Below are 23808 nucleotides of genomic sequence, written 5' to 3' on the forward strand. Positions count from 1 at the left end.
ATAATGCTATAATAATGCTATAATAATGCTATAATAATGCTATAGTAGTAATCGTGATTTAGGAGATATGAAAAATGACATATTCAGATGAAATTAAGAGCATCCGTAAAAAATGTTTCCTTTCGCAGGAAGCATTTGCCAGAGCTTTAGAAGTTTCTTTTTCTACCGTTAACCGTTGGGAAAACGGAAAGAGCAAGCCGAACATGAGTGCTATGAAAAAAATCCAAGAATTTTGTGTTTTACATAGTATTGACTTTACAAATTTAGAACAAGCATGGAACAAAATATAAAATAAGGAAGGATAACTATTGTTATGACAGATAAAGAATTGAAAGAACTAAAAGATAGATTATGGCATTCTGCCGATGTACTTCGTGCAAGTGCGCATTTAGCTGCAAATAAATATGGACAACCTATCTTAGGACTTATCTTCCTTAGGTACGCAGATATTTTATACAAACAACATAAGGAAGAAATTGAAACAGAATACAATCGTCTTAAAGGCGGACGTATGGAAAAATCCAAGAAAGAGATTTCTATTGAGAAGTGCGGCTTCTATCTTCCAGAGTATGCTTATTATGATTTTCTTAATGATGCACCAGACGATGCAAACAAAGCTACCCTTGTAAAGAAAGCTATGGAAGCCATTGAGGATGAGAACCCTAAAATGGACGGCGTGCTTCCAAAAGAAGTATACGCTCAGTTAGTACCGGAAGAAGAACCTGAACTTCTTTCTAATATTGTGCGTATATTTAAAGATATTCCTGAAAACAGCACTATCGATATCTTCGGAGAAATCTATGAATATTTCTTAGGTAACTTCGCTCTTGCAGAAGGTAAGGATGGTGGAACATTCTATACGCCTGCAACTGTTGTTAGATATATGGTAGAAGTTTTAAATCCGCAGCCAGGCGAAAAGAAGTTCTTAGATCCAGCCTGCGGTTCCGGAGGTATGTTCGTACAGGCTGCACGATACATGCATAACCATAATGCCAGTGAAAGCGAGCAAATGAAGTTCCGTTGCTATGGTGTTGAGAAGGAGCCAGACACTGTAAAATTGGCAAAAATGAATTTGCTTCTTAATAATGTTCGTGGCGATATCACAGAAGCAAACTCATTCTACTCTGACCCATACAACGCATTCGGACAGTTTGATTATGTAATGGCAAATCCTCCATTCAACGTAGATGAAGTTGTTGTTGATAAGGTTTCTGATGACGCTCGTTTTAACACATACGGTGTGCCAAGAAACAAAAGCAAATCAACCAAGAATAAATCTGACAAGAAAGAAACTGTGCCTAACGCTACCTATTTATGGATAGGCTATTTTGCTACTGCCTTAAACAAGAATGGTAAGGCTGCACTAGTTATGGCCAATTCTGCATCTGACGCATCCGGTTCAGAATACGATATTCGAAAGAAAATGATTGAAGAAGGTATCATCTCTCAGATGGTTACACTGCCTTCTAATATGTTCTCATCAGTTACGCTTCCTGCTACTCTTTGGTTTTTTGATAAGCAAAAGCCAAATACTGACAAGAAAAATGAAATCTTATTTATCGATGCAAGAAATATATTTACTCAGGTTGACAGAGCACACAGAAAGTTCTCCGATGAGCAGATTAAAAATCTTGGTGTTATCACAAAGCTTTATCATGGCGATACACAGGCACTTGTAGATTTAATTGATGAGTACAAAGTAAAGCTTGCCAATGCACCGGAATCTTCTGATGACAAAGAAGTTCTTACAAAATCATATTGGCAGTCACAGATTGACTGGCTGACAGAACGATTCCCGGATGGTGTATACGCTGATGTTATCGGTCTTTGCAAAGCTGCACCTATGGACGGTGAAGACGGAATCATTGACCAAGACTATTCCCTTAATGCAGGACGTTATGTCGGAGTAGTCATTGAAGATGATGGATTAACACAAGAAGAATTCAAAGAAGAAATGTATTCTTTAAATGCTGAGTTCACTACATTAAGTGCCGAGGCAAAATCCTTGGAAAAACTCATCGCAAATAATCTGAAAGAATTGTTGGGTTAGTGATATGAATGAGCATAAAATAGTAAAAATAACAGATCTCGGTACTGTGAATCGTGGTAAATCAAAGCATAGACCAAGAAACGACTCCATATTATACGGTGGGGAATATCCCTTTATCCAAACAGGTGATGTAAAAAAGGCTAATCTACATTTGGTAGATTATACACAAACATATAATGACGTGGGGTTAAAACAAAGTAAACTTTGGAAAAAAGGAACATTATGTTTCACTATTGCAGCCAATATTGCGGACTCTGCCATACTTGGTATGGATGCATGTTTCCCAGATAGTATCGTTGGATTCTTGCCGTACGAGAATGTATCAGACACAACATACGTTAAGTATTTGTTCGATGAACTAAAATTATACTTTCAACAGATTTCTAAAGGCACAACCCAAGATAATTTGAGTTTGGATAAAATTTGTAGAGTAAAGCTTAGGGTGCCAGATTATGATACGCAAGTAAAAGTTGCATCTATTTTATCTACTTACGATACTGCCATCGAAAACAATAACAAACGTATCCGTCTTTTAGAGCAAATGGCTGAAAATCTCTACAAGGAATGGTTTGTGAGATTCCGTTTTCCGGGATATGAAAATGAAAGTTTTATCGAGGGTATTCCATCATCTTGGCGTTATGTTCAGTTAGGTGACATTGCTTCGTTTGATAGAGGCATTTCATATTCTTCAGATGAGATAAATTGTGATGATGGGATTAATCTAATTAATTTAAAAAATATTCAGTCATATGGTGGTTTTAGACGCGATGGTACAAAGCAATACAATGGCAAATACAAAGACTCACAAATTGTCGCAGTTGGAGATTTAATCCTTGGCGTAACAGATATGACACAGGATAGAAGAACAGTAGGTTCTGTTGCACTAATCCCACAGATTTCAGGAACATCTGCTATTTCTGCAGACCTTGTTAAAGTAAATCTGAAAGTGCCAAATGTATTCTTTTATTGCATGTGCCGATACGGATTTTATTCCAAATTTTTTTCTCAGTTTGCGAATGGAGCAAACGTATTGCATTTAAAACCAAAGGTACTGTTAAACAAGAAAATTCTATTACCAACAGCTGAATTGATTGAAGCATTTGTTGAAAAAGTGCAGCCTATGATAGATATTGTGGATGACTTGAATTGTCAAAATGATTTACTTATAAAGCAGAGAGATATGCTATTACCACGTCTAATGAGTGGAAAACTTGAAGTTTAGGGAGGTGTTCATATGCGTAACTTCATATCAGAAGACGATATAGAGCAGGCTATACTTTCAAAGCTAAAAGCTGAACCATTTGAATATGACATCCTCATTTGCGATGCTGATCCAAGCAAGCGTGATGATTTGCATGATGGCACAGGAAGAAATTCTAAGAAAGAATGTGTTCTTCCGGATGTTATGCTGTCCTCTCTTAAGCGCATTAATCCAACTATCGAAGAGGATAAAATCAAAGAGATAGTAAAGAATCTAAGGCAGGATTATACAGGAACGGATATCGTAGATACCAACTACAAATTATACAGGCAGATTCGTAATAATATAAAAATCACAGTTCGTAGGAATGGCAAGGAAGATTTCGATTTTGTAAAATTGATAGACTTTGAGCATCCGGAGAACAATACTTTCACAGCGGTATCTCAGATGTGGATTCAGGGTAAGGTCTACTACAGAAGACCGGATATCCTTATCTTTGTCAATGGTATGCCACTTGTGTTTATTGAACTGAAAAATAGCATTGTTAAAGTTGAAGAAGCATATAACAAGAATCTCAAAGATTATATGCGGGATATTCCTAACGTATTTGCATTTAATCAGATTTGTGTGCTTTCAAATGGTTTTGAGACTAAGCTTGGTGCATTTAATGCAACCTACGACTATTTTTTTGAATGGCTCAAGATTGATAGCGAAAAAGAAAAACTGAATCGTGGAGCTATCCTTGCAGCTGATAATGTTAATGATAGCTCTGTCAGATATTTCGTTGATGGTCTTCTTAACAAGAAAAGACTAATTGACTATATTGAGAATTTCATATTGTTTGAAAATCAGAGAATCAAGATTATCGCTAAGAATCATCAGTACCTTGGTGTAAATAACCTTATGGAATCTGTTGAAAACAGAAAAAAATTAAATGGTAAGCTTGGTGTTTTCTGGCATACACAAGGTTCTGGCAAATCCTACTCTATGGTTATGTTTGCCCGTAAGGTAAAACGTAAAGTTGCAGGTAATTTCTCGTTCCTCGTTATTACAGACCGTGAAGATTTGGATACACAGATTTATAAGAACTTTGTGCGTACAGAGGTTATTGGTTCTAAAGAAGAATGCCAGCCAAAGGACAGCAAGCAGTTAAGAGATTTCTTGACTACCAATAAGGCATTCATCTTTACTTTGATTCATAAGTTCAGATACGATAAAACAAAGAAGTATCCAGTTCTTTCAACTCGTGATGATATTATCGTCCTTGTCGATGAAGCCCACAGAACGCAATATAAGGATTTGGCAGAAAACATGAGAACTGCACTTCCGAATGCTAACTTTGTAGCATTTACAGGAACTCCGCTGCTTGGTACAAAACGTCTTACAAATCAATGGTTTGGTGATTATGTATCAGAATATAACTTTGCTCAGTCTGTCGAAGACGGTTCTACTGTACCATTATTCTATTCTAGGCGTGTGCCTGAAGTTGGCCTTGAAAACGACTTTTTAGATGATGATGTCGTAGATATCATTGAAGAAGAAAATCTTAATGAAGATGAGACAAGACTATTAGAGAATTCATCTTCCCGTATCCTTGAAGTTATCAAGAGAGATGACCGCTTAGATAAAGTGGCACAGGATATTGCCTACCACTTCCCAAGACGAGGATTTCTCGGAAAAGGTATGGTTGTATCTGTCGATAAATATACTGCTGTCAAAATGTATGACAAGGTTCAGCATTACTGGGCTATTGAAAAGCAAAATATTATGAAAAAGCGCAACACTGCTTCTACCAAGGAAGAACGTGAGCAGCTTACTAGAATTCTTGCTTATATGAATAAGGTTAAAATGGCCGTTATCATTTCTGAAGATAATGACGAAGAAGCCAAGTTTGCTAAGCAAGGTTTAAATATATCTGAGCATCGTGCAAAGATGAAAGAAATCACACCTGATGGCAAAGATATCGAGGATAGATTCAAGGACCCTAATGACCCCCTTCATCTTGTATTTGTATGTGCCATGTGGTTAACAGGATTTGATGTAAAGAACCTTTCTACACTTTATCTCGATAAGCCGATGAAAGGACACACGCTTATGCAAGCCATTGCTCGTGCTAACAGAGTGTATCCAGGAAAACCTGCCGGAATTATCGTGGATTATGTGAATGTCTTTAAGTACATGAAGAAAGCGTTGACAGAATATGCTACCGGTGATGATGGAACAGAATTTCCTGCAAAAGATATTAACCAATTAATAGGATATATCGACAAAACAATTGATGAAGCAGATTCTTTCCTACTATCTCTTGATATAAATATAGGAAAAATTATTGCAGATTCAAATACATTAGATAAATTAGACGCACTTAGACGTGCATATGACACAATTATAGCCAAAGACGATAATAAAGAAAAATTCAAAGTTATCCTCAACACATTGACAAATCTTTATGAGGCTTCGAAGCCAGAAATTTTTGAAAAGAATTGGTATAATGATAAATTCTCACCATTGTTATATCTTCATGGACTTTTCTGCCACACTATCGATGATGAAAAAGTAGCACGTGCTAGGCTAAAAATGAATCAAATTTTAGATGGTAGTGTAATGGCAAACAAAGATTTTTTAGGTAATAGTCAAAAATCTCCTACTCAATATAAAATAGAAGGAACAAAAGTAATTGACCTTTCTAAAGTAGATGTTAATCAACTTCGAAAAGAGATAAAAGTTGCCAAGTATAAAGCTATAGAAATCAACGATTTAAAAGAGTTCTTAGCTCGTGCCTTAGAACAAATGCTTAGAAAAAATTGTACACGAATAAAATTTTCGGAACGATACAAACGCATTATTGATTCTTATAATGCGGGAGGTACTGAAAACGAAGATTATTATGAACGCTTGCTGAAATTCTTTGAAGAACTATGCCAAGAAAACGATTGAGCTAATACTGAAGGGCTCTCCGAAGAAGAGCTAGAAATTTACGATTTGCTTAGTGCTGGAAAAAAATTAACACAAGCCGAAGAACAAAAAGTTAAATTATCGGCCAAGCACCTATACAAAAAATTGGTAGACAACCGAAGTAGTCTGCTTGTGGTAGATTGGTATAAGGATGAACAACCACGTGCTAAATTGAAATATGAGGTAGAGTTATCTTTGAATGAAGATTTACCGGATAGCTATGATAAATTAGCGTTTGATTCTAAAGTATCGTTATTGATGAATCATTTTGTTGATATGGCTGTCCAGGGTTATGGTTGGATTGGTGCTGCTTAAAAAAGGAATCTATATAAATGATTGTATTCTCGGAGGTACACGATGGATAACGAACTTGTAATATTCGAAGATGATGAAATAAAGTTAGAAGTTCCGATTTCTGCAAAAGATGAAACTGTCTGGCTCAATCGCCAGCAAATGGCAACACTATTTGATCGCGATATCAAGACAATTGGCAAACATATAAAGAACGCTATAAATGAAGAATTAAGCGGTACTTCAACTGTCGCAAAATTTGCGACAGTTCAATTAGAAGGAATGCGTCAAGTCGAAAGACTAATTGAATACTACAATCTTAATGTCATCATTTCCGTTGGCTACCGCGTAAAATCCAAACGTGGCGTAGCTTTTAGAAAGTGGGCCAATTCTGTTCTTAAGGAGTACATAATCAAGGGATATGCCATCAATCAGCAACGGTTAAATCAATTAAATCAAGTACTCAGCATCATGAAACGATTGGAAACTGCCTTGGATGCCAAACAAGTACTTACTGTTGTCGAGCGATATAACAAAGCCCTCGATTTACTGGATGATTATGATCATCAAAAACTAGAAAAGCCTAAAGGCAATAAAACCACGTATATTCTGACTTACGAAGAATGCAGAAAAGTAATTGACGAGATGAAATTCTCATCTGATTCAAAGCTTTTTGGGAATGAAAAAGATGATTCCTTCAAAGGCAGTATCGGCAATATTTATCAAAGCTTTGCCGGTGTGGACATCTACCCTTCCCTTGAAGAGAAAGCTGCCAATCTGCTTTATTTCGTCACCAAAAACCACAGTTTTTCCGATGGTAATAAACGGATTGCAGCTACCATGTTTTTATATTTTTTGGATAGGAACGGCGTTCTCTTTACAAATCATGAAAAACTGATTGATGACCACACCCTCGTTGCACTTGTTATCATGATAGCTGAATCAAGGCCGGAAGAGAAAGACGTTATGATCAGTATCATCATGAACTGCATCAGTTAAATTCTGCACTAAAACAAATGACCACACTGGAGCGTAATCTCTACCCCAATGTGGTCATTTTGATTCTTCACTATTCTTTGCTTTTATTTGTCAAGTTACATATGCGCGGCGCAGTCCCATACGTTAGTAGTAGAACTGGTAGTAATCGCCCTATCTTGCTGCATTTTGCCACGTTTATCGCAGCTTGGACCGCCTGCCCACTCATTTGCCGTGGCAGATGAATAATATTTTGTGCATAAGGCATTCTCTTTCTGCTCAATACGCAATCCTAAAATAGTCCAAATATGCCTTATATCTATCCTGTGCAGCAAGGTAGGTATCCGTCAGATAACCATTTTCTTTGCCCCACTCCTGCAAAAAATTTTCAACAAATTTCTAATATTAGTATAGCACGTTGACGGCAAGAATCTCAATTATTTTCATTCATTCTTTCAAGTACTTTTACCATTCAAAAATCACTAAAAACATTAACAACAAAACACCAAAGGGACTGTCACCGCAAATAAAATCAACTTACGCGACAGTCCCTTTTAGCTTATCATTATTACTTCAGCAATTCCTTTTCTTCCAGATACACAGCCAGCAGCTGCGCCACCTTATTCACCAGTTTCAGGCAATTTTTCAAATGCTCACGCGTATTAAACTCGTAAGGCATCAAATCACCGCAGGCACAGGAGCCGAATTCCTTAGCAAAGCGCTCATGGAATTCCAATGTCAGCGGATAAATTTCTGCCAATGGTTTATCGCTCGGCTGATTGCGGCCGGCCAGCGTACTGATGACCATCACACAGCCTGCCATCGCTCCGCACAAGTCGCGCGCATGACCAATGCCACCGCCAAATCCGGAGCACAGACGGAAAGCGTTATCATCAATATTCACGCCTGCCTCCTTGCGAAAGGTTTGCACAATCGCTTCGCAGCAGTTATACCCGCTCTTAAAATTGTTGCCTGCTGCCATGCCCATTTTTTCGCTAAATTCACTCATGCTTTTCTCCTCCTTGCATAACAATATTAAAATGCTTACTTTTTGTCGTTATCGCTTTCCGTTGCATACGGCCAACCGCTCATGCCTCCCTCCAGGCTGTAAACATCACGGAAGCCGCGGGCGCGCAGGATAACCTCCGCTTCGTAGCCACGCAAATCAATCTGGCAGGCTGTAACTATTTTCTGCTGCTTATCCAGCTTGCTGATATCCGCTGTCCGCAAGGTATCAAGCGGCAGATTTACTCTCGACGGAATGTCGGCAATACGCTTAGCTGCTACCTCTGCCGGTGTGCGTACATCAACGAATAAATAATCCTCCTGCGTACGGTCCTTTTCAAAGTCTACAGTATTAATGCTGCGCAGCTGTCCGTCAAGTTTATTTTGCAGGACATTAGCTGCCGTTGCAATATTCTCAATCGGCGTATTAAACGGCGGCGCATAAGCCAGATCAAATCCGGACAAATCCTCCAGCGTTGCACCTAAAGAAATTGCCGCCGCCAATGTATCAATACGCTTAGCTACGCTCGCTCCGACAGCCTGCGCACCCAATACGCGTCCGCTGCTCTTTTCCGCCAACAGCTTCAGCACAATACGTCCTACTCCCGGCATATAACCCAAACGGTCAGAGCCTGGTACAACTACGCTTGCAAAATCAATACCGGCCTGCCGTGCAGTCCGCTCGTTCAAACCGGTTGCCCCGGCTTCCTGCGCAAAGAAGCGACAGGCGGCAGTCCCCAGGACACCGGGATATTGCTTCCGCGCTCCGCAGATATTATCCGCAATTACACGGCCATGCTTGTTGGCGGTAGAACCCATAGGCACAAACACCTTGGCTCCGCTGACACGATGAGTATTTTCCGCACAGTCACCTCCGGCATAAATTGCATCATCGCTTGTCTGCAGGTATTCATTAACCGCAATACAACCGCTCGGACCTATAGCAAGACCGGCCTCGCGCGCCAGCTCCACATTCGGACGCACGCCGACGGCAAAGATAACCAGCTGTGCCGGGATTACGCGTTTATCTGTCTGCACTCCGCTAACTTTACCGTTTTCTATGGTAAAGGCACCTGCTCTTTCCTCCAGAAAAATATCGAGCAACGGATTTTTCGTATCACGCAGCAGCAGTGCTGCCATATCCTCATCAAGCAGCTGCGGCAGCAGTCTGTCCTGCTGTTCCAGAACGCTGGTATGCAAACCGCGGCGCACAAAAGCTTCTGCCAGTTCCAGACCGATAAAGCCTGCGCCGATGATTACTACATCCTTAACGTTGCCTTCGGCAATTTCCTTATCTACCGCTTCAACATCCCACGGGAACCAGAAGCTGTGAATACCTGCGGCATCAGCATTAGGCAAGGGAAGCTTCACCGGCGTACTGCCAGTTGCCAACACCAGCACGTCATAAGACAGCTGTTTCAGCTCTTCCTTTTCCAGATAATGCACGCATTTTTGCACTCTGTCTATTTTTTGCACATTACAGCCGCAGCGGGCGTCAATGCCCTTCACGGCCGCAAAATAATTACTGTCGCGCAAGGCTCCCTGCGGTGTATGGTCAAAGCTGTCCATGCTCTTGACCTCACCGCTGATAAAATACGGGAAGCCGCAGGCGCCATAGCTCAGCTGCGGTCCGCGTTCCAGCACGATAATCTCTGCTTCGGCATCCAGCCTGCGCAAGCGCGCCGCCGTTTTCATACCGGCGGCCACCCCGCCGACGATTACTACACGTTTACCCATAATGTCACCTCCAAGAACAAATTTAACATTGTCTTACTATTATGAAAATTCAACAGACAAAACTGCTTCTGTCAGCAAATATTACTCTATAACCATTATAACAAAACAGCCTCCGAAAGCAAAGCTGCGGAGACTGTTTATTTTTCATATGCTATTTTGCTTCATACACACTCAAAGCTTCCATTGCCAAGGCATAGCCCGCAAATCCCAGGCCGCAAATCTGGCCGACGCAGCCAGCCACCGTTACAGAATGATGGCGGAACTCCTCACGCTGATGGATGTTGCTGATATGCACCTCAATCGCAGGAATATTTACTGCCTTTAATGCGTCCAAAATTGCTACGCTGTAATGCGTAAACGCCGCCGGATTGATAACAATGCCGTCAAAATGACCGTAAGCATTCTGAATAGCGGTAACTATATCGCCCTCATAATTGCTCTGCAGCAGCTCCACCTCTACGCCAAGGCGGTCAGCCGCAGAACGGATGTAAGCACACAGGCTGTCATAATCATCACGACCGTAGATATTTTTTTCACGGATGCCCAGCATATTAATGTTAGGACCATTCAAAACTAAAATTTTACGCATCTTTATCCCTCCAGCTTAGCGGCAATATTCAGCAGCTCATGCAGAACTCTGCCGAAATCGCCATTATTATCAATAGTATAATCCGCATATCGGCGGTACAGCGCAATACGCTCGTTATATAAAGTATAAAGCTTCTGCTTATCGGCAGCAAGCAACGGACGCGCATCACCGGCAATACATCCGATGATGTTTTCCGGTTTGCGGTCGATAAAAACCACAACACCGCCGCGCTTCAGCAGCTCCATGTTTTCCGCACGCTTTACGGCACCTCCACCTGTTGCGATAACAGCTCCGTCACATTCCGCCAAATACGCCAACGTGCGCGTTTCCGCTGCGCGGAATGCATCTTCGCTTTCCGCGAAGAAAGCCTTTATCGTGCGCTGCTCACGCTCTTCGAGGACAGAATCGGCATCATAAAACGGCAGCTGCAAACGTTTGGCCATACGCTTGCCAAAGGTGCTTTTGCCGCAGCCCGGCATACCAATCAGCACGATATTTTTCATATATTCTGCTCCAAATCCTGCATGATTTTGACGATTAATTCGCTGTCGTATTTTTCGCCCTGCCAGATTTCCTGAGCAGCCACAGCCTGCGCCACAAGCATGAACAAACCATTGACAGTCTGCATCTTCGCCTCGGCAGCCTGCTTCAAGAACAATGTCTGCTTAGGATTATAAATCAAATCTACAGCAGCATCAAAATTGCTGATTTCCTCAGGCGTAACCGGTGCAGCATTAACCTTGGGATACATGCCCACAGGCGTGCAGTTGACAATCACATCACCGGTCAGCGCTGCTAAGCCGTCATAATCAATAAACTTGCACTTAGGCGCAATCTTAAGGAAATCCTTATCAACATGGGCAACATCTCGCGTAACAAGATACAGCTTGCCGACACGCTTATCAACCATATATTTGACAACCGCACGCGCAACGCCGCCGGTACCTAGCACAGCAACACGCTTAGCACGCACATCAATATTGTTGTATTCCAGCATTCTGCCAAAGCCGAAGTAATCGGTATTGTAGCCTTCGGCACCGTTTTCATCAAATTTAATCGTATTTACAGCGCCGATAGCCTTAGCCTCACGTGTAATGCTGTCCAACAGCGGCATAACATGCAATTTATGCGGAATGGTAACATTGCTGCCCGCATAATTGGCACGCAGCTCCTCCATGCGCTTAGGCAAATCCTCCTGCGGAGTTTCCAGCAGCGTATAATCTCCTTCGATACCCGTATACTTAAAAAACAGCTCGTGAATCTGCGGTGAAAGGCTGTGTCCCAGCTTACCGCCTAAAAGTCCGTAATGCTTCATCTGTTTATTCCTTTCGCTCGTAAGCACGATAATTGCCAAGAACCTTGCAATATGTGCTCTTCGATTTTATTTCTTCCATCACATCAATAACCAGCGGATCTGCCAGATTACCGGTGACATCGATGTAGAAAAAGTATTCCCACGTTTTGCCGACAATCGGTCGTGATTCCAGATTCAGCATATTCAAGCCCATATGGTAGAAGCTGGCAAGCATCTTATACAGCGAGCCAGTTTCGTGCTTCACGGCAACAATCAGCGTAATCTTATTTGCGTTCGCTACGATTTCCGGTTTTTTGGCGATAATAACAAAGCGGGTATAATTGTTGCTGTTGCTATTGATGGCCGGCGCAATAACCTTCAAATTATATAGCTCTGCTGCCTGCTTACCTGCAATAGCACCTAAGGTTACATCCTGCTTTTCGGCAACCTCCTCCGCACTCTTGGATGTACTGAAATAAGGAATCTGCTCTATATCCGGATAATCATGGAAGAAATCAGCGCACTGCTTCAAGCCCTGCGGATGCGAGTAAACTGTTTTAATCGTGCCAAGTGATGCACCCTCACAGCCTAAAAGATTTTGTTCAATCTTTACGCACTGCTCGCCTACAATGCTGCAGTCATATTGGCGCAGTAAATCATATACCTCGGTAATACCGCCGGTCGAAGAATTTTCAATCGGCAGCACGGCGTAATCCATCGTACCGTCGCTGATACTGGCAATTACCTCTTCAAAGGTCTGGAAGTGATGACGATTGTAGCGGCGTCCATGAAAATATTCCTCTAACGCCTGATGTGTAAAGGAGCCTGCAGGACCGAAGCAAGCAACCTCATAGGTTTTGTCGTTTTCTTCCGACAGCGCAGTTTCTTCCAGCAGACAGGCCTGATCGATAATACCGCGCATAATATTTTTTACAGCCACGGAATATTCCTTGTTCTCCAAAAAGCCTGCAACCTTTTCAATAACCTTAGCTTCACGGTTTTTGTCCTTAACAGGCAGTCCCTTGGATTTTTTATAGGCAGCTATCTGCATAACAAGCTGCAAACGGCTTTCTAGTACGTCTGCCAGCTGCTGGTCAACCTTATCTATTTCTTGGCGGATTTTTTCTAAATCAAGCTCCTGCATTTTATTTCTCCCATTTCTTCGCTTCTAAAAGTAAATCCCACAGCGTCCACGCTACCACTGCTTCGATAACAGGCACAGCACGCTGCACAATACAGGGATCATGCCTTCCGACAATCGCCAGCGTTGTATCCGCCTGCTCCTTAAGGCTCACCGTCTGCTGCTCGCGCGCAATCGACGGCGTAGGCTTAATTGCCACGCGCACTACCAAAGGCATACCGTTGGTAATGCCACCGGTAACGCCGCCGTTGTGGTTCGTCAGCGCCTGCACCTGGCCATCAACATAATGCAAAGCGTCATTTGCTTCAGCACCCGTCAGCCCGGCAAAGCCAAAGCCATCGCCAAATTCTACACCTTTAACAGCAGGCACGGAAAACAGCGCATGGCTCAGCATGCTTTCCACGGAATCAAAATACGGTGCTCCGATGCCCGCAGGCAAATGCAGTGCAATGGCTTCAATTACACCACCCACGCTGTTAAGCTCACTCTTGGCCTGCAAAATGCGCTCCTGCATTTTTGCGCCGACAGTATCATCCATAACAGCAAACTTTTTCGCATGCAGCGCTGCTAATTCTGCATCACTTACACCCATAGGATTGAAGCGTTCTTCTTTAATATCGTTAATCTGCAGAATATGCGAACCGACAACAATACCGTACTGCGCCAGCGCCTGCTTGGCTACAGCACCGGCAAAAACGAGCGGTGCCGTCAGGCGACCGGAAAAATGACCGCCGCCGCGATAATCATTAAAGCCCTGATAACGCACATGGCCTGCGTAATCTGCATGACCGGGGCGCATCTTATCTGCCAGAATACTGTAATCCTTGGAATGCTGGTCGCTGTTGATGATACGTGCGCACAGCGGCGTACCTGTTGTAAAGCCATTGAAGAAGCCACTTTGGATTTCTACCATATCGCTTTCCTTGCGTGCTGTGCTCAACGCATTCTGTCCGGGAGCACGACGCGCCATTTCGGCAGCAATCGCTGCTTCATCAAGCGCCAATCCCGGCGGCAGTCCGTCCAGCACTACGCCGATGGATTTGCCATGCGATTCGCCGTATATCGCCATTTTTATATTCATGCCAAAAATTCCGCTCATGCCAGCACCTCAATTTTTCCGCCTACGCTCTTGTAATCCTGCCAGAAGTCAGGATAAGACTTGCTTACACTGCCTGCACCGGTTAATGTAATCGGTTCTGCGCAGCATTGTGCGGCAATAGCCAGACTCATGGCAATACGATGGTCGTTCCAGGCATCTGCCTCTACACCGCCGCGCAGTCCCTCAGGCTTGCCGCTAATCGTAAGGCCTTCCTGCTCTTCCGTAATCGCCGCACCCATTTTATTTAATTCGTTTGTAATAGCCGCCAGCCTGTCGCATTCCTTGATACGCAGGCGTCCTGCGTTAATAATCTTCGTCGTTCCCTCACTTACTGCTGCCAAAACAGTAAGTACAGGAATAATATCAGGGCAGTCAGAAGCATCTATTACCGTTGCCTGCGTTGCACTGCTGTTCACAGTTACGCTGTCGGCATTTTTAGCAATATCAGCACCCATGCGCTGCATAATTTCTACCACAGCCTTATCACCCTGCAGTGAAGCAAAATCTACACCGCTTGCCGTAATGCCTGCACCCAAAGCACCACCGACAGTCCAAAAGGCTGCTTGCGACCAATCGCCCTCAACCTTGCTGTCCTGTGCCTTGAAATGCTGCTTGCCGGGTACAAGATAATGACGGTGTGCGCCATCTACATTTTCTACCTTTACGCCGTACTTTGCCAGACAATTCAGTGTCATATCTACATAAGAAGCAGATTCCAGCGGCGAAGTAATGATAATTTCGGAATCACCCTTTAATAACGGCAAAGCAAAAAGCAGACCGCTGACAAACTGACTGCTGACATCGCCCGGCAGTTCAAATTTACCCGGCATCAGGTGACCGTTAACCGTCAACGGCAGATTGCCGTTATCATTAAAATATTGCACAAACTGCTTATCCAAAATATCATAATACGCCTGCAAAGGACGCGATACCAGCTTGCCATGACCGATAAAGGTCAGCGGACAGCCAAGATTTGCTCCCAAAGGAATAAAAAAGCGTAAGGTGGAACCGGATTCACCGCAGTCAACATTATCTGCCGCTGCAATCGGATGACCTGTGCCTGTAATCTGCAAAGCCTTACGTCCCTCTAGCATGCTGGGGATTTCGTCCACGCTCACATTCATAGCACGCAGAACGCGCATCGTTGCTTCAATATCCTTGGACATGCTGATATTATCGACAATGCTGGTGCCGCCTGCAAGACCTGCACAAATGATTTCTCTGTGTCCCATGCTTTTAGATGACGGCACCTGCACCGTTCCTGCCAATTTTACAGGATAAATTTTTACCTTTTCCATTTAGCCTCACCCCAAATACTTTGGCACTTCCTGCCAATCAACTTTCTGCAGTACGCCCTCGCCTATCTGCTGCAAAATAATGAGGGTAATGCTGTTGCCGTTCTTTTTCTTATCTCTTGCCATTGTATCAAGCAGCTGCGCTTTTTCTACGCCCGCAGTCAACGGCAAATTGTACTTTTCAAGTACGCTCTTAATACGCTCGGCGCTGCCTTTGGCTGTCATTCCCAGCTCTTCGGTGCGCTTTGTCAGCTGATACATGCCAATCGCCACACCCTCGCCATGCGTGAAGCTGCTGTAGCCAAAATGCTGCTCTACAGCATGTCCCAAGGTATGACCGAAATTCAGCAGCATACGCAGGCCCGTATCAAATTCATCCTGCTCTACAATGCGCGCTTTTATTGCACAGCAGGTGGCAACAACACTGTCAATATCTGCCAACAGCTCCGCATCATCGGCATAGCCGGCAATTTTTTCAAAAAGCGCCGCATCCTTAATGCAGCCGTATTTAATCGCTTCTGCCAGACCGTCATGCAAAAATCTGGTAGAAAGCGTTGCCAGTAAATCTGTGTCGATAAATACAGCCTTCGGCTGATAAAAAGCACCGGCAAGATTTTTGCCGGCCTTTAAATCTACAGCTACCTTGCCACCCACGCTGCTGTCAATCTGCGCCAGCAGTGAGGTTGGTATCTGCACAAAGGCAATGCCACGCATAAAGCTGGCAGCGGCAAAGCCGCCCAAATCACCGACAACACCGCCGCCAAGCGTCAGCACAACGTCAGTGCGCGTAAGCCCTGCTGCAGCAAGCTGTTCCAATACATCGCTGAGCACCTGCATGTTCTTGCTTTGCTCACCGGCTTCAATTACCACCTTATGCACAACAAGGCCAGCCTCTTCGAGGCTAGCCTGTAATTTTGCTGCATATAACGGTGCAACATTTGTATCGCTTATAATTGCAGCCTTGCGTGCCTTCGGCAGCAACGCTGCAACCTTAGAGCCGACCTGCGGCAGCAGGCCGGCGGCTATTTCAATATCATAGGCATGAGCGCCTAATGCAACATGAATTTTCTTCATTAAAAAAGCTCCCTTCTCCGTGCTCCCGCCTTGCGCATCAGTTCCTTCAGCTTTTCGCCGTCATCACTGCGCAGAGCGTCGCGCCACAGCGCCAGCTGCTCCATATATTTGTCTATTTCATCCGCAACCTTTTCCCTGTTGGCCAGGAACAGATTGCACCATAATTCAGGATTGATATCTGCTACACGAGTGCCATCTCGGAAGCTGCCGGCAACGAAGTACTTGGTCTTATCATCAAAGGAAGCGCTGTCCATAAGCGCTACCGCAGTAACATGCGGCAGATTACTGGTATAGGCAATAGTTGCATCATGCTGCTCCGGTGTTACCTGAACCGTATGCTTGCAGCCAAGAGCCAAAGCAAATTGCTCCAGCCAGCTAACAGCAGCCTGTGTGTTATGCTTTTCCGGCACGATGATGTAATTCGCATTCTGAAAAATATGCGCATCGCTCATGCCGAGACCGCTGCCCTGACGCCCGGCCATCGGATGGCCGGAAATAAATTCCATGCCATCCTTTAAAAGCGCCTGACCTCTGCTGATCATATCATTTTTAATGCCTGCAACGTCAGTCAGCAAAACGTTTTCGTTAAAGAAATCAACGTTTGCGGCTATAAAATTTACGATAGCATCAGGATAAATAGCGCAGATAATTACATTGGCCTCTTTAAACCTCACATCAGGATTTGCCATACCAATGTCTATTATTCCCTGCTGCTTGGCCTCCTGCAATGTTGCTGCATCACGCTCTACGCCGATAATCTGCTTAACGCCCAGCTTACGCAGCGCTTTGGCATAGGAGCCGCCAATCAGCCCCAGGCCAACGATAGCAAAGCTGAGCTCCTGCCACTTTGTACTTCTATTTTCGCCACCAAAATCAGCTTCCAAAAAAATCACTCCTAAACTGCCATACTACTATTATAACTCTCTGCCGACAATGTTCGCAATGCCTCTGAGGTCGCCCATCAGCTTAGCAAAACGGTCCGGCTTCAAGGATTGGGCACCATCACACCATGCTGCTTCCGGATCGTTATGTACTTCAATAATCAAACCGTCCGCACCTACTGCAACCGCAGCCTTAGCCAAAGGCTCTACCATCCACCACATGCCTGCTGCATGACTCGGGTCAACAACTACCGGCAGATGGCTGAGTCTTTTTACTGCAGGAATAGCACTTACATCAAGCGTGTTGCGGGTGTAGGTTTCAAAGGTACGGATACCGCGTTCGCAAAGGATAACATTTTCGTTGCCCTCGCTCATAATGTATTCCGCTGCCATCAGCCATTCCTCAATCGTTGCCGCCAGACCACGCTTCAACAGAATAGGCTTATTGGTTTTGCCCAATTCCTTCAGCAGATCGAAGTTCTGCATATTGCGGGCACCGACCTGAATCAGGTCAACATCCTCAACAAAGCGTTCCACCATGTAAGGTGACATGATTTCCGTAACAATCGGCAGGCCGGTTGCTGCTCTGGCATTTTTCAGGAAATCCAGACCTTGTTCCTTCAAGCCCTGGAAGGAGTACGGAGAAGTGCGGGGTTTAAACGCACCGCCACGCATCAGCGTAGCACCTGCGGCCTTAACATCCTCGGCAATTTCCGTTACCTGCTCCTGAGTTTCAACGGAACATGGACCTGCGATAACCTGCAGCTTTTTGCCGCCGAATTTTCTGCCTGCAACATCTACAATGCTGTCCTCGGGATGGAACATGCGGTTGGCACGTTTAAAAGGCTCCTGCACACGCATTACCTTTTCTACACCCTCGACAACACGCAAAAGGTTGATATCCAACGCGCTGGTATCACCAACAACACCAAACAGTGAAGCATTTACGCCATCACTGGCATGAATCTGAAAGCCCTTGCTTTCTAATTGGTTTTTCAGCTTAGTTTTTTCCTCAACAGTTGCATTTTGTTTGAATACGATAATCATGATAAAATCTCTCCTTTAATCTAATCTACAATACTACAATACTACTCCCAGATCAGGAGCTATTACAAACCCTTACGCTTTTTGATATTGCTAAGGGATAATGCCTTGACTTACATATCTCTGCCGACAATTCTGGCAATGCCCTTCAGCTCGCCCATCAGTCTGGCGAAGCGTTCAGGTCTTAAGGACTGTGCGCCGTCACAAAGCGCTGCTTCCGGATTGTTGTGGACTTCTATCAAAAGTCCGTCGGCACCGACTGCTACAGCAGCCTTCGCCAGCGGCTCTACCATCCACCACAGGCCTGCTGCATGGCTCGGGTCAACTACTACCGGCAGATGGCTGAGCTTTTTCACAGCGGGAATTGCGCTTACATCCAAGGTGTTGCGCGTATATGTTTCAAAGGTGCGGATACCGCGTTCGCAAAGGATAACGTTCTCGTTGCCCTCGCTCATGATATATTCCGCTGCCATCAGCCATTCCTCAATCGTTGCTGCCAGACCACGCTTCAGCAAAATCGGCTTATTGGTTTTGCCCAGCTCCTTCAGCAGTTCAAAGTTCTGCATGTTACGGGCGCCAACCTGAATCAAATCTACATCCTCTACAAAGCGCTCAATCATATACGGTGACATGATTTCTGTAACAATCGGCAGGCCTGTTTCCTTTTTGGCACCCTTTAAATAATCCAGGCCAACCTCCTTCAAGCCTTGGAAGGAATACGGTGAGGTGCGGGGCTTGAAGGCGCCGCCGCGAAGCATCGAGGCGCCGCCAAGTTTGATGGACTTGGCAATGTCCGTAACCTGCTCCTGCGTTTCTACGGAGCACGGACCTGCGATAACCTGAATCTTGCGGCCGCCGATTTCAACACCGCCGACATTAATCACGGAATCCTGCGGATGGAACATGCGGTTAGCTCGCTTGAACGGCTCCTGCACACGCATTACCTTGTCTACCGCATCATCAATACGCAGCATATTGATATCAAGTGTGCTCGTGTCGCCGATGATTCCGAAGATGGTCATGTTGACACCGTTGATTTCGTTAATTTGGAAGCCCTTGCTTTCCAAATTACTGCGCATTTTCGCTTTATTTTCCTCCGGCGCTCCCGGCTTGAATACTATTACCATAAATTGTCTCCCCTTCGTTCTTACACCCTTGTCATTTAATTTACCCTATTGCTATAAGCTACCATGCTACAAAAAAAGCAGGCTCCCGTAAAAGAGCCTGCTGTAAAAGCTAAATCTTAATTGCAAGCACTGCGCTCGCAATTACTATTTATAGTCTCCAATACGATGATTACTGCTATATGATTTTTCCCATGCAAAATAACCGGTGCTAAAATAATAGTTAAATACCGGTGCGTAATAAAAACCATATTCAATTGCAGTGTTCATCATTTTAGATTCCATCATTTTCACCTGCAACAACTTCAGCATTTCCTTATGCTTCAAAATTTATCGCCGCAATCAGCGATTGAGGTTATTTTACTCCTACTGCTCCGCAAACGTCAAGGAAAAAGCTAAATTTTATTTATTTTTTATCTTATCGTACTATTATTGTAAACTAGGTTACAGTAATAACGTTAATCAGAAAGCTTACATAGATTTTTTGTCGCTGACTTATAAGCTCGCTTCCAAAGCACAGGTTTTTCCTAACGCACCCACGGCATCTGCACGACAGCGGTTGCAATGCTGCATCTGCGGCATCCACTGCTTGCAAACATTACGCAGCTGCATAATTTCTTCGGCCGCAGGCTCCGCAAGATGCGCAAAACCGGTTCCCTCCACCGGCAGCATCGGTAAAATATTCTGCAGCTTCGCTCCCAGCAAAGCCATACGTCTGGCAATCGCCGGGATTTCCTGGATATTCACGCCGGGTATCGCCACCGTATTTATCTTCACCTTCACGCCATATTCGCCAAGCAGTTGCAATCCTTCTATCTGCCTTTCTAAAAGCAGTGCAGCAGCCTCTTCACCGACATATTTTTTGCCTTCATCATTAATAAAGCTGTAAATATGCGCCCCTGTATTGCTGGTAATTGCATTCACCGTCACCGTAACATAATCAACACCCAAGGCTGCTATCTCCTTGGCATACTTCGGCAAATACAGGCCGTTAGTTGATAAGCAAAAGAAAACATCCTTATCAACCTCACGAATCATGCTCAACGTTCTGCTGACTGCCGGCCAGTTGGCCAGCGCATCGCCAGGCCCGGCAATGCCTGCTACCGTCAGCTTAGGCACCTTAGCCTTCATCTGCAGATACCAGTCGACTGCATCCTCCGGTACCATAACCCTTGCCACGACGCCGGGACGGCTTTCATTTACACAGCTGTATTTGCGCAGGCAATAGTTGCACTGCATATTGCATTTAGGTGCCACAGGCAGATGAATACGGGCGTAATCGCTGCATTTAGCTGTAAAACAGGGATGTGTTTCAAGCTCACTCATGATTTACCTCACAAACACTTTCACGCAAGCCGGCATATCGGCCATCTGTTTTATATTGCTGCTGCAAGGCACCGTTAACAATCTGCTCAATGAGCAAGGCAGCACCACGCACTCCTACAAGCGTATTATCAGTAAAGCACAGCCGGTCAAAGGCAGGATAAGCACAGCGCACTAACGGCACCTGATATTTTTCAGCCAAATTATTTAAGAATGAAGAACCGCAAAACAATACAGGCTTGTGCTTTGCTGCAGCCTCTGCCATTTTATCCAAGCTAAATTCCGCAGTGTCCTCTGCAATAACAATGCGCATTCCCAGCTCATCGGCAAAAAAGCTCTGTAAGCCTTCTAAATGTGCCTTATCCGTAGCCAAAGCCACAGGCAGCTGGTATAAATTCACCAGATAATCCGCACAGCGATAAACGAGCTTTTTAGCCGCTGCCTCCAGCTCAGCAAGCTCATCGGAAAAATCAATTTTCAACGCTTCACCTAACTGACGCAAAAACTTCTGCATGCCTGCTACACCGTAAGGATAAGCGCATTTGATGTATGGTACGCCAAATTCTTCCTGCATTTTCTTCCCCAAAGGCTCGCCATAGCCGAAGCAGATATTCAGCTCTGCCTGCGGCATCGCTGCAATATCGCGCAGGCTGCAATCCTGCAGCGCGCAGTTAACTCTAACCTTGGAACCCAAAATCTTCTTCAGTTCAAGCAAATCATTATCAGCATAAGGATCATCATTCATTATGCCAAGAATATTTATCGTGGCAGCTTGTTTTTTCTCCGCGGCTCGGAGCAAGGGCAGCAACGCTAAATAAGCTGCTTCTGCACCGCTGTCAATATTCCCTGCATATCCCGGCGCTTTTACATGCAATAATTTTTGCGAGCCTTCGGTAGTATCCAAAATACCGTCCACATCATCGCCGATCATATTCGGCACGCAGCCGCTGACTACAAATACCGCACCGCAATGTGCAAAAATACGCTCTGCCTCCTGCAAGGCTTTACGCAAAACCTTCTCACCGCCATTAACAACATCTTCATCATAGATAACATCAGAGGCCTGACGTACATCATAGGGCTTGCCTGCATATCTGAATGTCAGGCTGCCCCACTGACAGCCGACAACGGAATGCTGCAGGATTAAGGCATCCTTAATACCGCCAAGAGCACGCACAGCACCAAACAAAGCACAGCTACTTAATGGTTTCATTATTTTCTTTGCCTCCATATTCTGCTATACAGTTCGCGTGCTGCTTTACTGTCTTTATCAGCTTCGCGCATCGGATAAAATACCGGGTCATAGGCCAGCTTGCTCAGCAAAAGACTGCTGCCTGTTCGCTGCGGTTGTTGCAGCATCTGCCAAACTTCTTCCATAATATCCACAAAGCCCTGATAATTCCACACCGAGCGGTCAAACAAATTATAAAGCACGGGAACATCCAAAGCAGCATATCGCGGATGACCGTTACAGATAACAAAATCACAGCTCTGTGCAGCTTCACGCAAAGCATCCTCCGAAGGCTCCAATAAAATTTGCGCCTCACAGCCATACTCAGCCTTAGCAAGCTCTATCCTGTCCTTAAATCTCTGCATCATTGCATCATCCAGACCTGTTTCTGCCTGGTAGGAAGGATTCATGATAATACATATCTTCTTAATCGGCAGACCATAATCCTGCTGATAAACGCGCAGCGCATCCGGCAAATATGCAATACCATGCGCAATCAGGCAAAACTTATACTTGGCAAATTCCGCACGCAGCTCCTGATACCGGGCGGCAACCCGTTCATATTCTTCCTGCAAAACGTGTTCAACAGCATCCTCGCAGCCAAGCATTTTTCCTATTTGCCTGTACAAATCACTGATTCCTTCAATACCATGCCACTCCTGCATATCGGCAACATGCAGAAACGGCGTGCCAAAGCGTTGCTCCATCGCCAACGCCCATTTTTTGCGACGTACTATATTCAGCGCTGCTTGCGGAGCCTTCTTGATTGTCTGCAAATCTGCGGCAGGCAGATAAGCATTTACGGTAATCCCCATTTTCTGCAGCATCTCGCTCATGCCCTGCAGCTTATCCTCACCGTTATAGCCCCAGACAAAGGCTTCAATATTTACGCTCCGCGGCTGTACGCTTTGAGGCTCCATTACCTGCTCAACTAAAGCATCCATCACCTCCACATAACCGCAGCCGGGATAAACAGCACTGGAAGAAAACTTTTGCTTCTGCTTTTGGCAAGCCTTTTCACGCAAAACCTTGCGGCCGTTGCTCTTGTCCATATGCGAAAAAACCTGCGACGTAATCGGCACAAGCTTTGCTTTAAACTGCGGCTGCAGGCTGCAGGCCAAGCCAGACAAATCATCATTGATAATATCCGACACCACGGAAGGTAGCAGAAAAATAATCTCCGGCTTTTGCTCACGCTCCACCTTTTGCAGTAATGCCGTCAGCTTTTTTTCACCGCCGAAAATTACATCATTGTTACGTAAATCCGCACATTCCAGCTCATAAACCGGGCTTTGTCCGCTGCGCACATGACAGCGGTAATGAAAGCCGCAGCCACGCGGACTATATAAGACCACGGCAGCATTTTTGATTTCGCTGATGCAGGCAAGATTTCCCGACACCTTGCCGTTAACGGCGTAGCGATGCAGATAACTTGAAGGGTTCATGCCCAAAAGCATGTTATCCTGATAATATTGGTTCAATGGTGTTCAGCTCCTTTT

The 23808-nt window shown here is 44.6% G+C and carries 19 protein-coding genes and 2 pseudogenes; 5 read left to right on the forward strand and 16 right to left on the reverse strand.

What is annotated here, in order from left to right; all coding sequences use genetic code 11:
• Positions 1–74: 74 nt before the first annotated feature.
• The 5 genes and pseudogenes from BN587_RS07505 (at position 75) to rhuM (ending at position 7496) form a co-directional block, all read left to right on the forward strand.
• The gene (locus tag BN587_RS07505) at positions 75–290 is read left to right on the forward strand and encodes a helix-turn-helix domain-containing protein (protein ID WP_021720515.1); all 216 of its coding nucleotides are present in this window, start codon (positions 75–77) and stop codon (positions 288–290) included.
• Positions 291–313: 23 nt separating this feature from the next.
• On the forward strand, positions 314–2050 hold the full coding sequence (locus tag BN587_RS07510) for a type I restriction-modification system subunit M (protein WP_021720516.1): 1737 nt from the start codon (positions 314–316) through the stop codon (positions 2048–2050).
• 4 nt (positions 2051–2054) lie between these two features.
• Positions 2055–3272 (forward strand): restriction endonuclease subunit S, encoded by a 1218-nt coding sequence (locus BN587_RS07515; RefSeq protein ID WP_021720517.1) that lies wholly within the window; start codon positions 2055–2057, stop codon positions 3270–3272.
• Positions 3273–3284: 12 nt separating this feature from the next.
• Positions 3285–6521 (forward strand): annotated as a pseudogene (locus BN587_RS07520) (type I restriction endonuclease subunit R).
• 42 nt (positions 6522–6563) lie between these two features.
• On the forward strand, positions 6564–7496 hold the full coding sequence (gene rhuM, locus BN587_RS07525) for a virulence protein RhuM/Fic/DOC family protein (protein ID WP_021720519.1): 933 nt from the start codon (positions 6564–6566) through the stop codon (positions 7494–7496).
• Positions 7497–7751: 255 nt separating this feature from the next.
• Here rhuM and BN587_RS12220 read toward each other — a convergent pair.
• The 16 genes and pseudogenes from BN587_RS12220 to BN587_RS07600 all read right to left on the reverse strand — a co-directional run.
• Positions 7752–7853, reverse strand: a pseudogene (locus BN587_RS12220) (cell filamentation protein Fic); the annotation flags it as partial.
• A 187-nt stretch (positions 7854–8040) separates the two neighbouring features.
• Positions 8041–8481 (reverse strand): C-GCAxxG-C-C family protein, encoded by a 441-nt coding sequence (locus tag BN587_RS07530; RefSeq protein ID WP_021720520.1) that lies wholly within the window; start codon positions 8479–8481, stop codon positions 8041–8043.
• Between the two features lie 35 nt (positions 8482–8516).
• Positions 8517–10214: an FAD-dependent oxidoreductase gene (locus BN587_RS07535; protein WP_021720521.1), complete on the reverse strand. Its 1698-nt coding sequence runs from the start codon at positions 10212–10214 to the stop codon at positions 8517–8519.
• Positions 10215–10365: 151 nt separating this feature from the next.
• The gene (aroQ, locus tag BN587_RS07540; RefSeq protein WP_009144674.1) at positions 10366–10803 is read right to left on the reverse strand and encodes a type II 3-dehydroquinate dehydratase; all 438 of its coding nucleotides are present in this window, start codon (positions 10801–10803) and stop codon (positions 10366–10368) included.
• A gap of 2 nt (positions 10804–10805) precedes the next feature.
• Positions 10806–11306 carry a shikimate kinase gene (locus BN587_RS07545; RefSeq protein ID WP_021720522.1) on the reverse strand — a complete coding sequence of 167 codons (501 nt, stop codon included), beginning with the start codon at positions 11304–11306 and terminating at the stop codon, positions 10806–10808.
• Positions 11303–12118, reverse strand: a complete 816-nt coding sequence (aroE, locus tag BN587_RS07550) for a shikimate dehydrogenase (RefSeq protein ID WP_021720523.1) — start codon at positions 12116–12118, stop codon at positions 11303–11305. The genes BN587_RS07545 and aroE overlap by 4 nt, the downstream gene beginning before the upstream one ends.
• Before the next feature lie 4 nt (positions 12119–12122).
• On the reverse strand, positions 12123–13241 hold the full coding sequence (gene pheA, locus BN587_RS07555) for a prephenate dehydratase (protein WP_021720524.1): 1119 nt from the start codon (positions 13239–13241) through the stop codon (positions 12123–12125).
• 1 nt (position 13242) lies between these two features.
• Complete coding sequence (gene aroC / locus BN587_RS07560; protein ID WP_021720525.1) at positions 13243–14337, reverse strand: chorismate synthase; 1095 nt, start codon at positions 14335–14337, stop codon at positions 13243–13245.
• Entirely contained in the window at positions 14334–15635 is a 1302-nt protein-coding gene (aroA, locus tag BN587_RS07565; protein ID WP_021720526.1) for a 3-phosphoshikimate 1-carboxyvinyltransferase, read from the reverse strand. Before aroA ends, aroC begins: the two co-directional genes overlap by 4 nt.
• Positions 15636–15641: 6 nt before the next feature.
• Positions 15642–16706, reverse strand: a complete 1065-nt coding sequence (gene aroB / locus BN587_RS07570; RefSeq protein ID WP_021720527.1) for a 3-dehydroquinate synthase — start codon at positions 16704–16706, stop codon at positions 15642–15644.
• Complete coding sequence (locus BN587_RS07575; RefSeq protein WP_021720528.1) at positions 16706–17590, reverse strand: prephenate dehydrogenase; 885 nt, start codon at positions 17588–17590, stop codon at positions 16706–16708. The genes aroB and BN587_RS07575 overlap by 1 nt, the downstream gene beginning before the upstream one ends.
• A gap of 30 nt (positions 17591–17620) precedes the next feature.
• A complete protein-coding gene (gene aroF, locus BN587_RS07580; RefSeq protein ID WP_021720529.1) occupies positions 17621–18634 on the reverse strand; it encodes a 3-deoxy-7-phosphoheptulonate synthase in 1014 nt (337 codons plus the stop codon).
• A 110-nt stretch (positions 18635–18744) separates the two neighbouring features.
• Positions 18745–19758 carry a 3-deoxy-7-phosphoheptulonate synthase gene (gene aroF, locus BN587_RS07585; RefSeq protein WP_021720530.1) on the reverse strand — a complete coding sequence of 338 codons (1014 nt, stop codon included), beginning with the start codon at positions 19756–19758 and terminating at the stop codon, positions 18745–18747.
• A gap of 492 nt (positions 19759–20250) precedes the next feature.
• Positions 20251–21081 (reverse strand): radical SAM protein, encoded by an 831-nt coding sequence (locus BN587_RS07590; RefSeq protein WP_021720531.1) that lies wholly within the window; start codon positions 21079–21081, stop codon positions 20251–20253.
• A complete protein-coding gene (locus tag BN587_RS07595) occupies positions 21074–22291 on the reverse strand; it encodes a nitrogenase component 1 (protein ID WP_021720532.1) in 1218 nt (405 codons plus the stop codon). Before BN587_RS07595 ends, BN587_RS07590 begins: the two co-directional genes overlap by 8 nt.
• Positions 22291–23790, reverse strand: coding sequence for a nitrogenase component 1 (locus tag BN587_RS07600; RefSeq protein WP_021720533.1), 1500 nt, complete (start codon positions 23788–23790; stop codon positions 22291–22293). Before BN587_RS07600 ends, BN587_RS07595 begins: the two co-directional genes overlap by 1 nt.
• Between the last annotated feature and the right edge of the window lie 18 nt (positions 23791–23808).

It is taken from the genome of Phascolarctobacterium succinatutens CAG:287 (assembly GCF_000434895.1).
In the GTDB taxonomy this organism is placed as follows: domain Bacteria; phylum Bacillota; class Negativicutes; order Acidaminococcales; family Acidaminococcaceae; genus Phascolarctobacterium_A; species Phascolarctobacterium_A succinatutens_A.

Bases quoted from the DNA above. Each gene is read 5' to 3' on its own strand.
- aroA (WP_021720526.1), bottom strand. From the start codon at position 15,635: ATGGAAAAGGTAAAAATTTATCCTGTAAAATTGGCAGGAACGGTGCAG.
- pheA (WP_021720524.1), bottom strand. From the start codon at position 13,241: ATGCAGGAGCTTGATTTAGAAAAAATCCGCCAAGAAATAGATAAGGTT.
- aroB (WP_021720527.1), bottom strand. From the start codon at position 16,706: ATGAAGAAAATTCATGTTGCATTAGGCGCTCATGCCTATGATATTGAA.
- BN587_RS07510 (WP_021720516.1), top strand. From the start codon at position 314: ATGACAGATAAAGAATTGAAAGAACTAAAAGATAGATTATGGCATTCT.
- aroE (WP_021720523.1), bottom strand. From the start codon at position 12,118: ATGAAGCATTACGGACTTTTAGGCGGTAAGCTGGGACACAGCCTTTCA.
- rhuM (WP_021720519.1), top strand. From the start codon at position 6,564: ATGGATAACGAACTTGTAATATTCGAAGATGATGAAATAAAGTTAGAA.
- aroC (WP_021720525.1), bottom strand. From the start codon at position 14,337: ATGAGCGGAATTTTTGGCATGAATATAAAAATGGCGATATACGGCGAA.
- BN587_RS07530 (WP_021720520.1), bottom strand. From the start codon at position 8,481: ATGAGTGAATTTAGCGAAAAAATGGGCATGGCAGCAGGCAACAATTTT.
- BN587_RS07595 (WP_021720532.1), bottom strand. From the start codon at position 22,291: ATGAAACCATTAAGTAGCTGTGCTTTGTTTGGTGCTGTGCGTGCTCTT.
- BN587_RS07515 (WP_021720517.1), top strand. From the start codon at position 2,055: ATGAATGAGCATAAAATAGTAAAAATAACAGATCTCGGTACTGTGAAT.
- BN587_RS07545 (WP_021720522.1), bottom strand. From the start codon at position 11,306: ATGAAAAATATCGTGCTGATTGGTATGCCGGGCTGCGGCAAAAGCACC.
- BN587_RS07505 (WP_021720515.1), top strand. From the start codon at position 75: ATGACATATTCAGATGAAATTAAGAGCATCCGTAAAAAATGTTTCCTT.
- BN587_RS07590 (WP_021720531.1), bottom strand. From the start codon at position 21,081: ATGAGTGAGCTTGAAACACATCCCTGTTTTACAGCTAAATGCAGCGAT.
- BN587_RS07535 (WP_021720521.1), bottom strand. From the start codon at position 10,214: ATGGGTAAACGTGTAGTAATCGTCGGCGGGGTGGCCGCCGGTATGAAA.
- aroF (WP_021720530.1), bottom strand. From the start codon at position 19,758: ATGGTAATAGTATTCAAGCCGGGAGCGCCGGAGGAAAATAAAGCGAAA.
- aroQ (WP_009144674.1), bottom strand. From the start codon at position 10,803: ATGCGTAAAATTTTAGTTTTGAATGGTCCTAACATTAATATGCTGGGC.
- aroF (WP_021720529.1), bottom strand. From the start codon at position 18,634: ATGATTATCGTATTCAAACAAAATGCAACTGTTGAGGAAAAAACTAAG.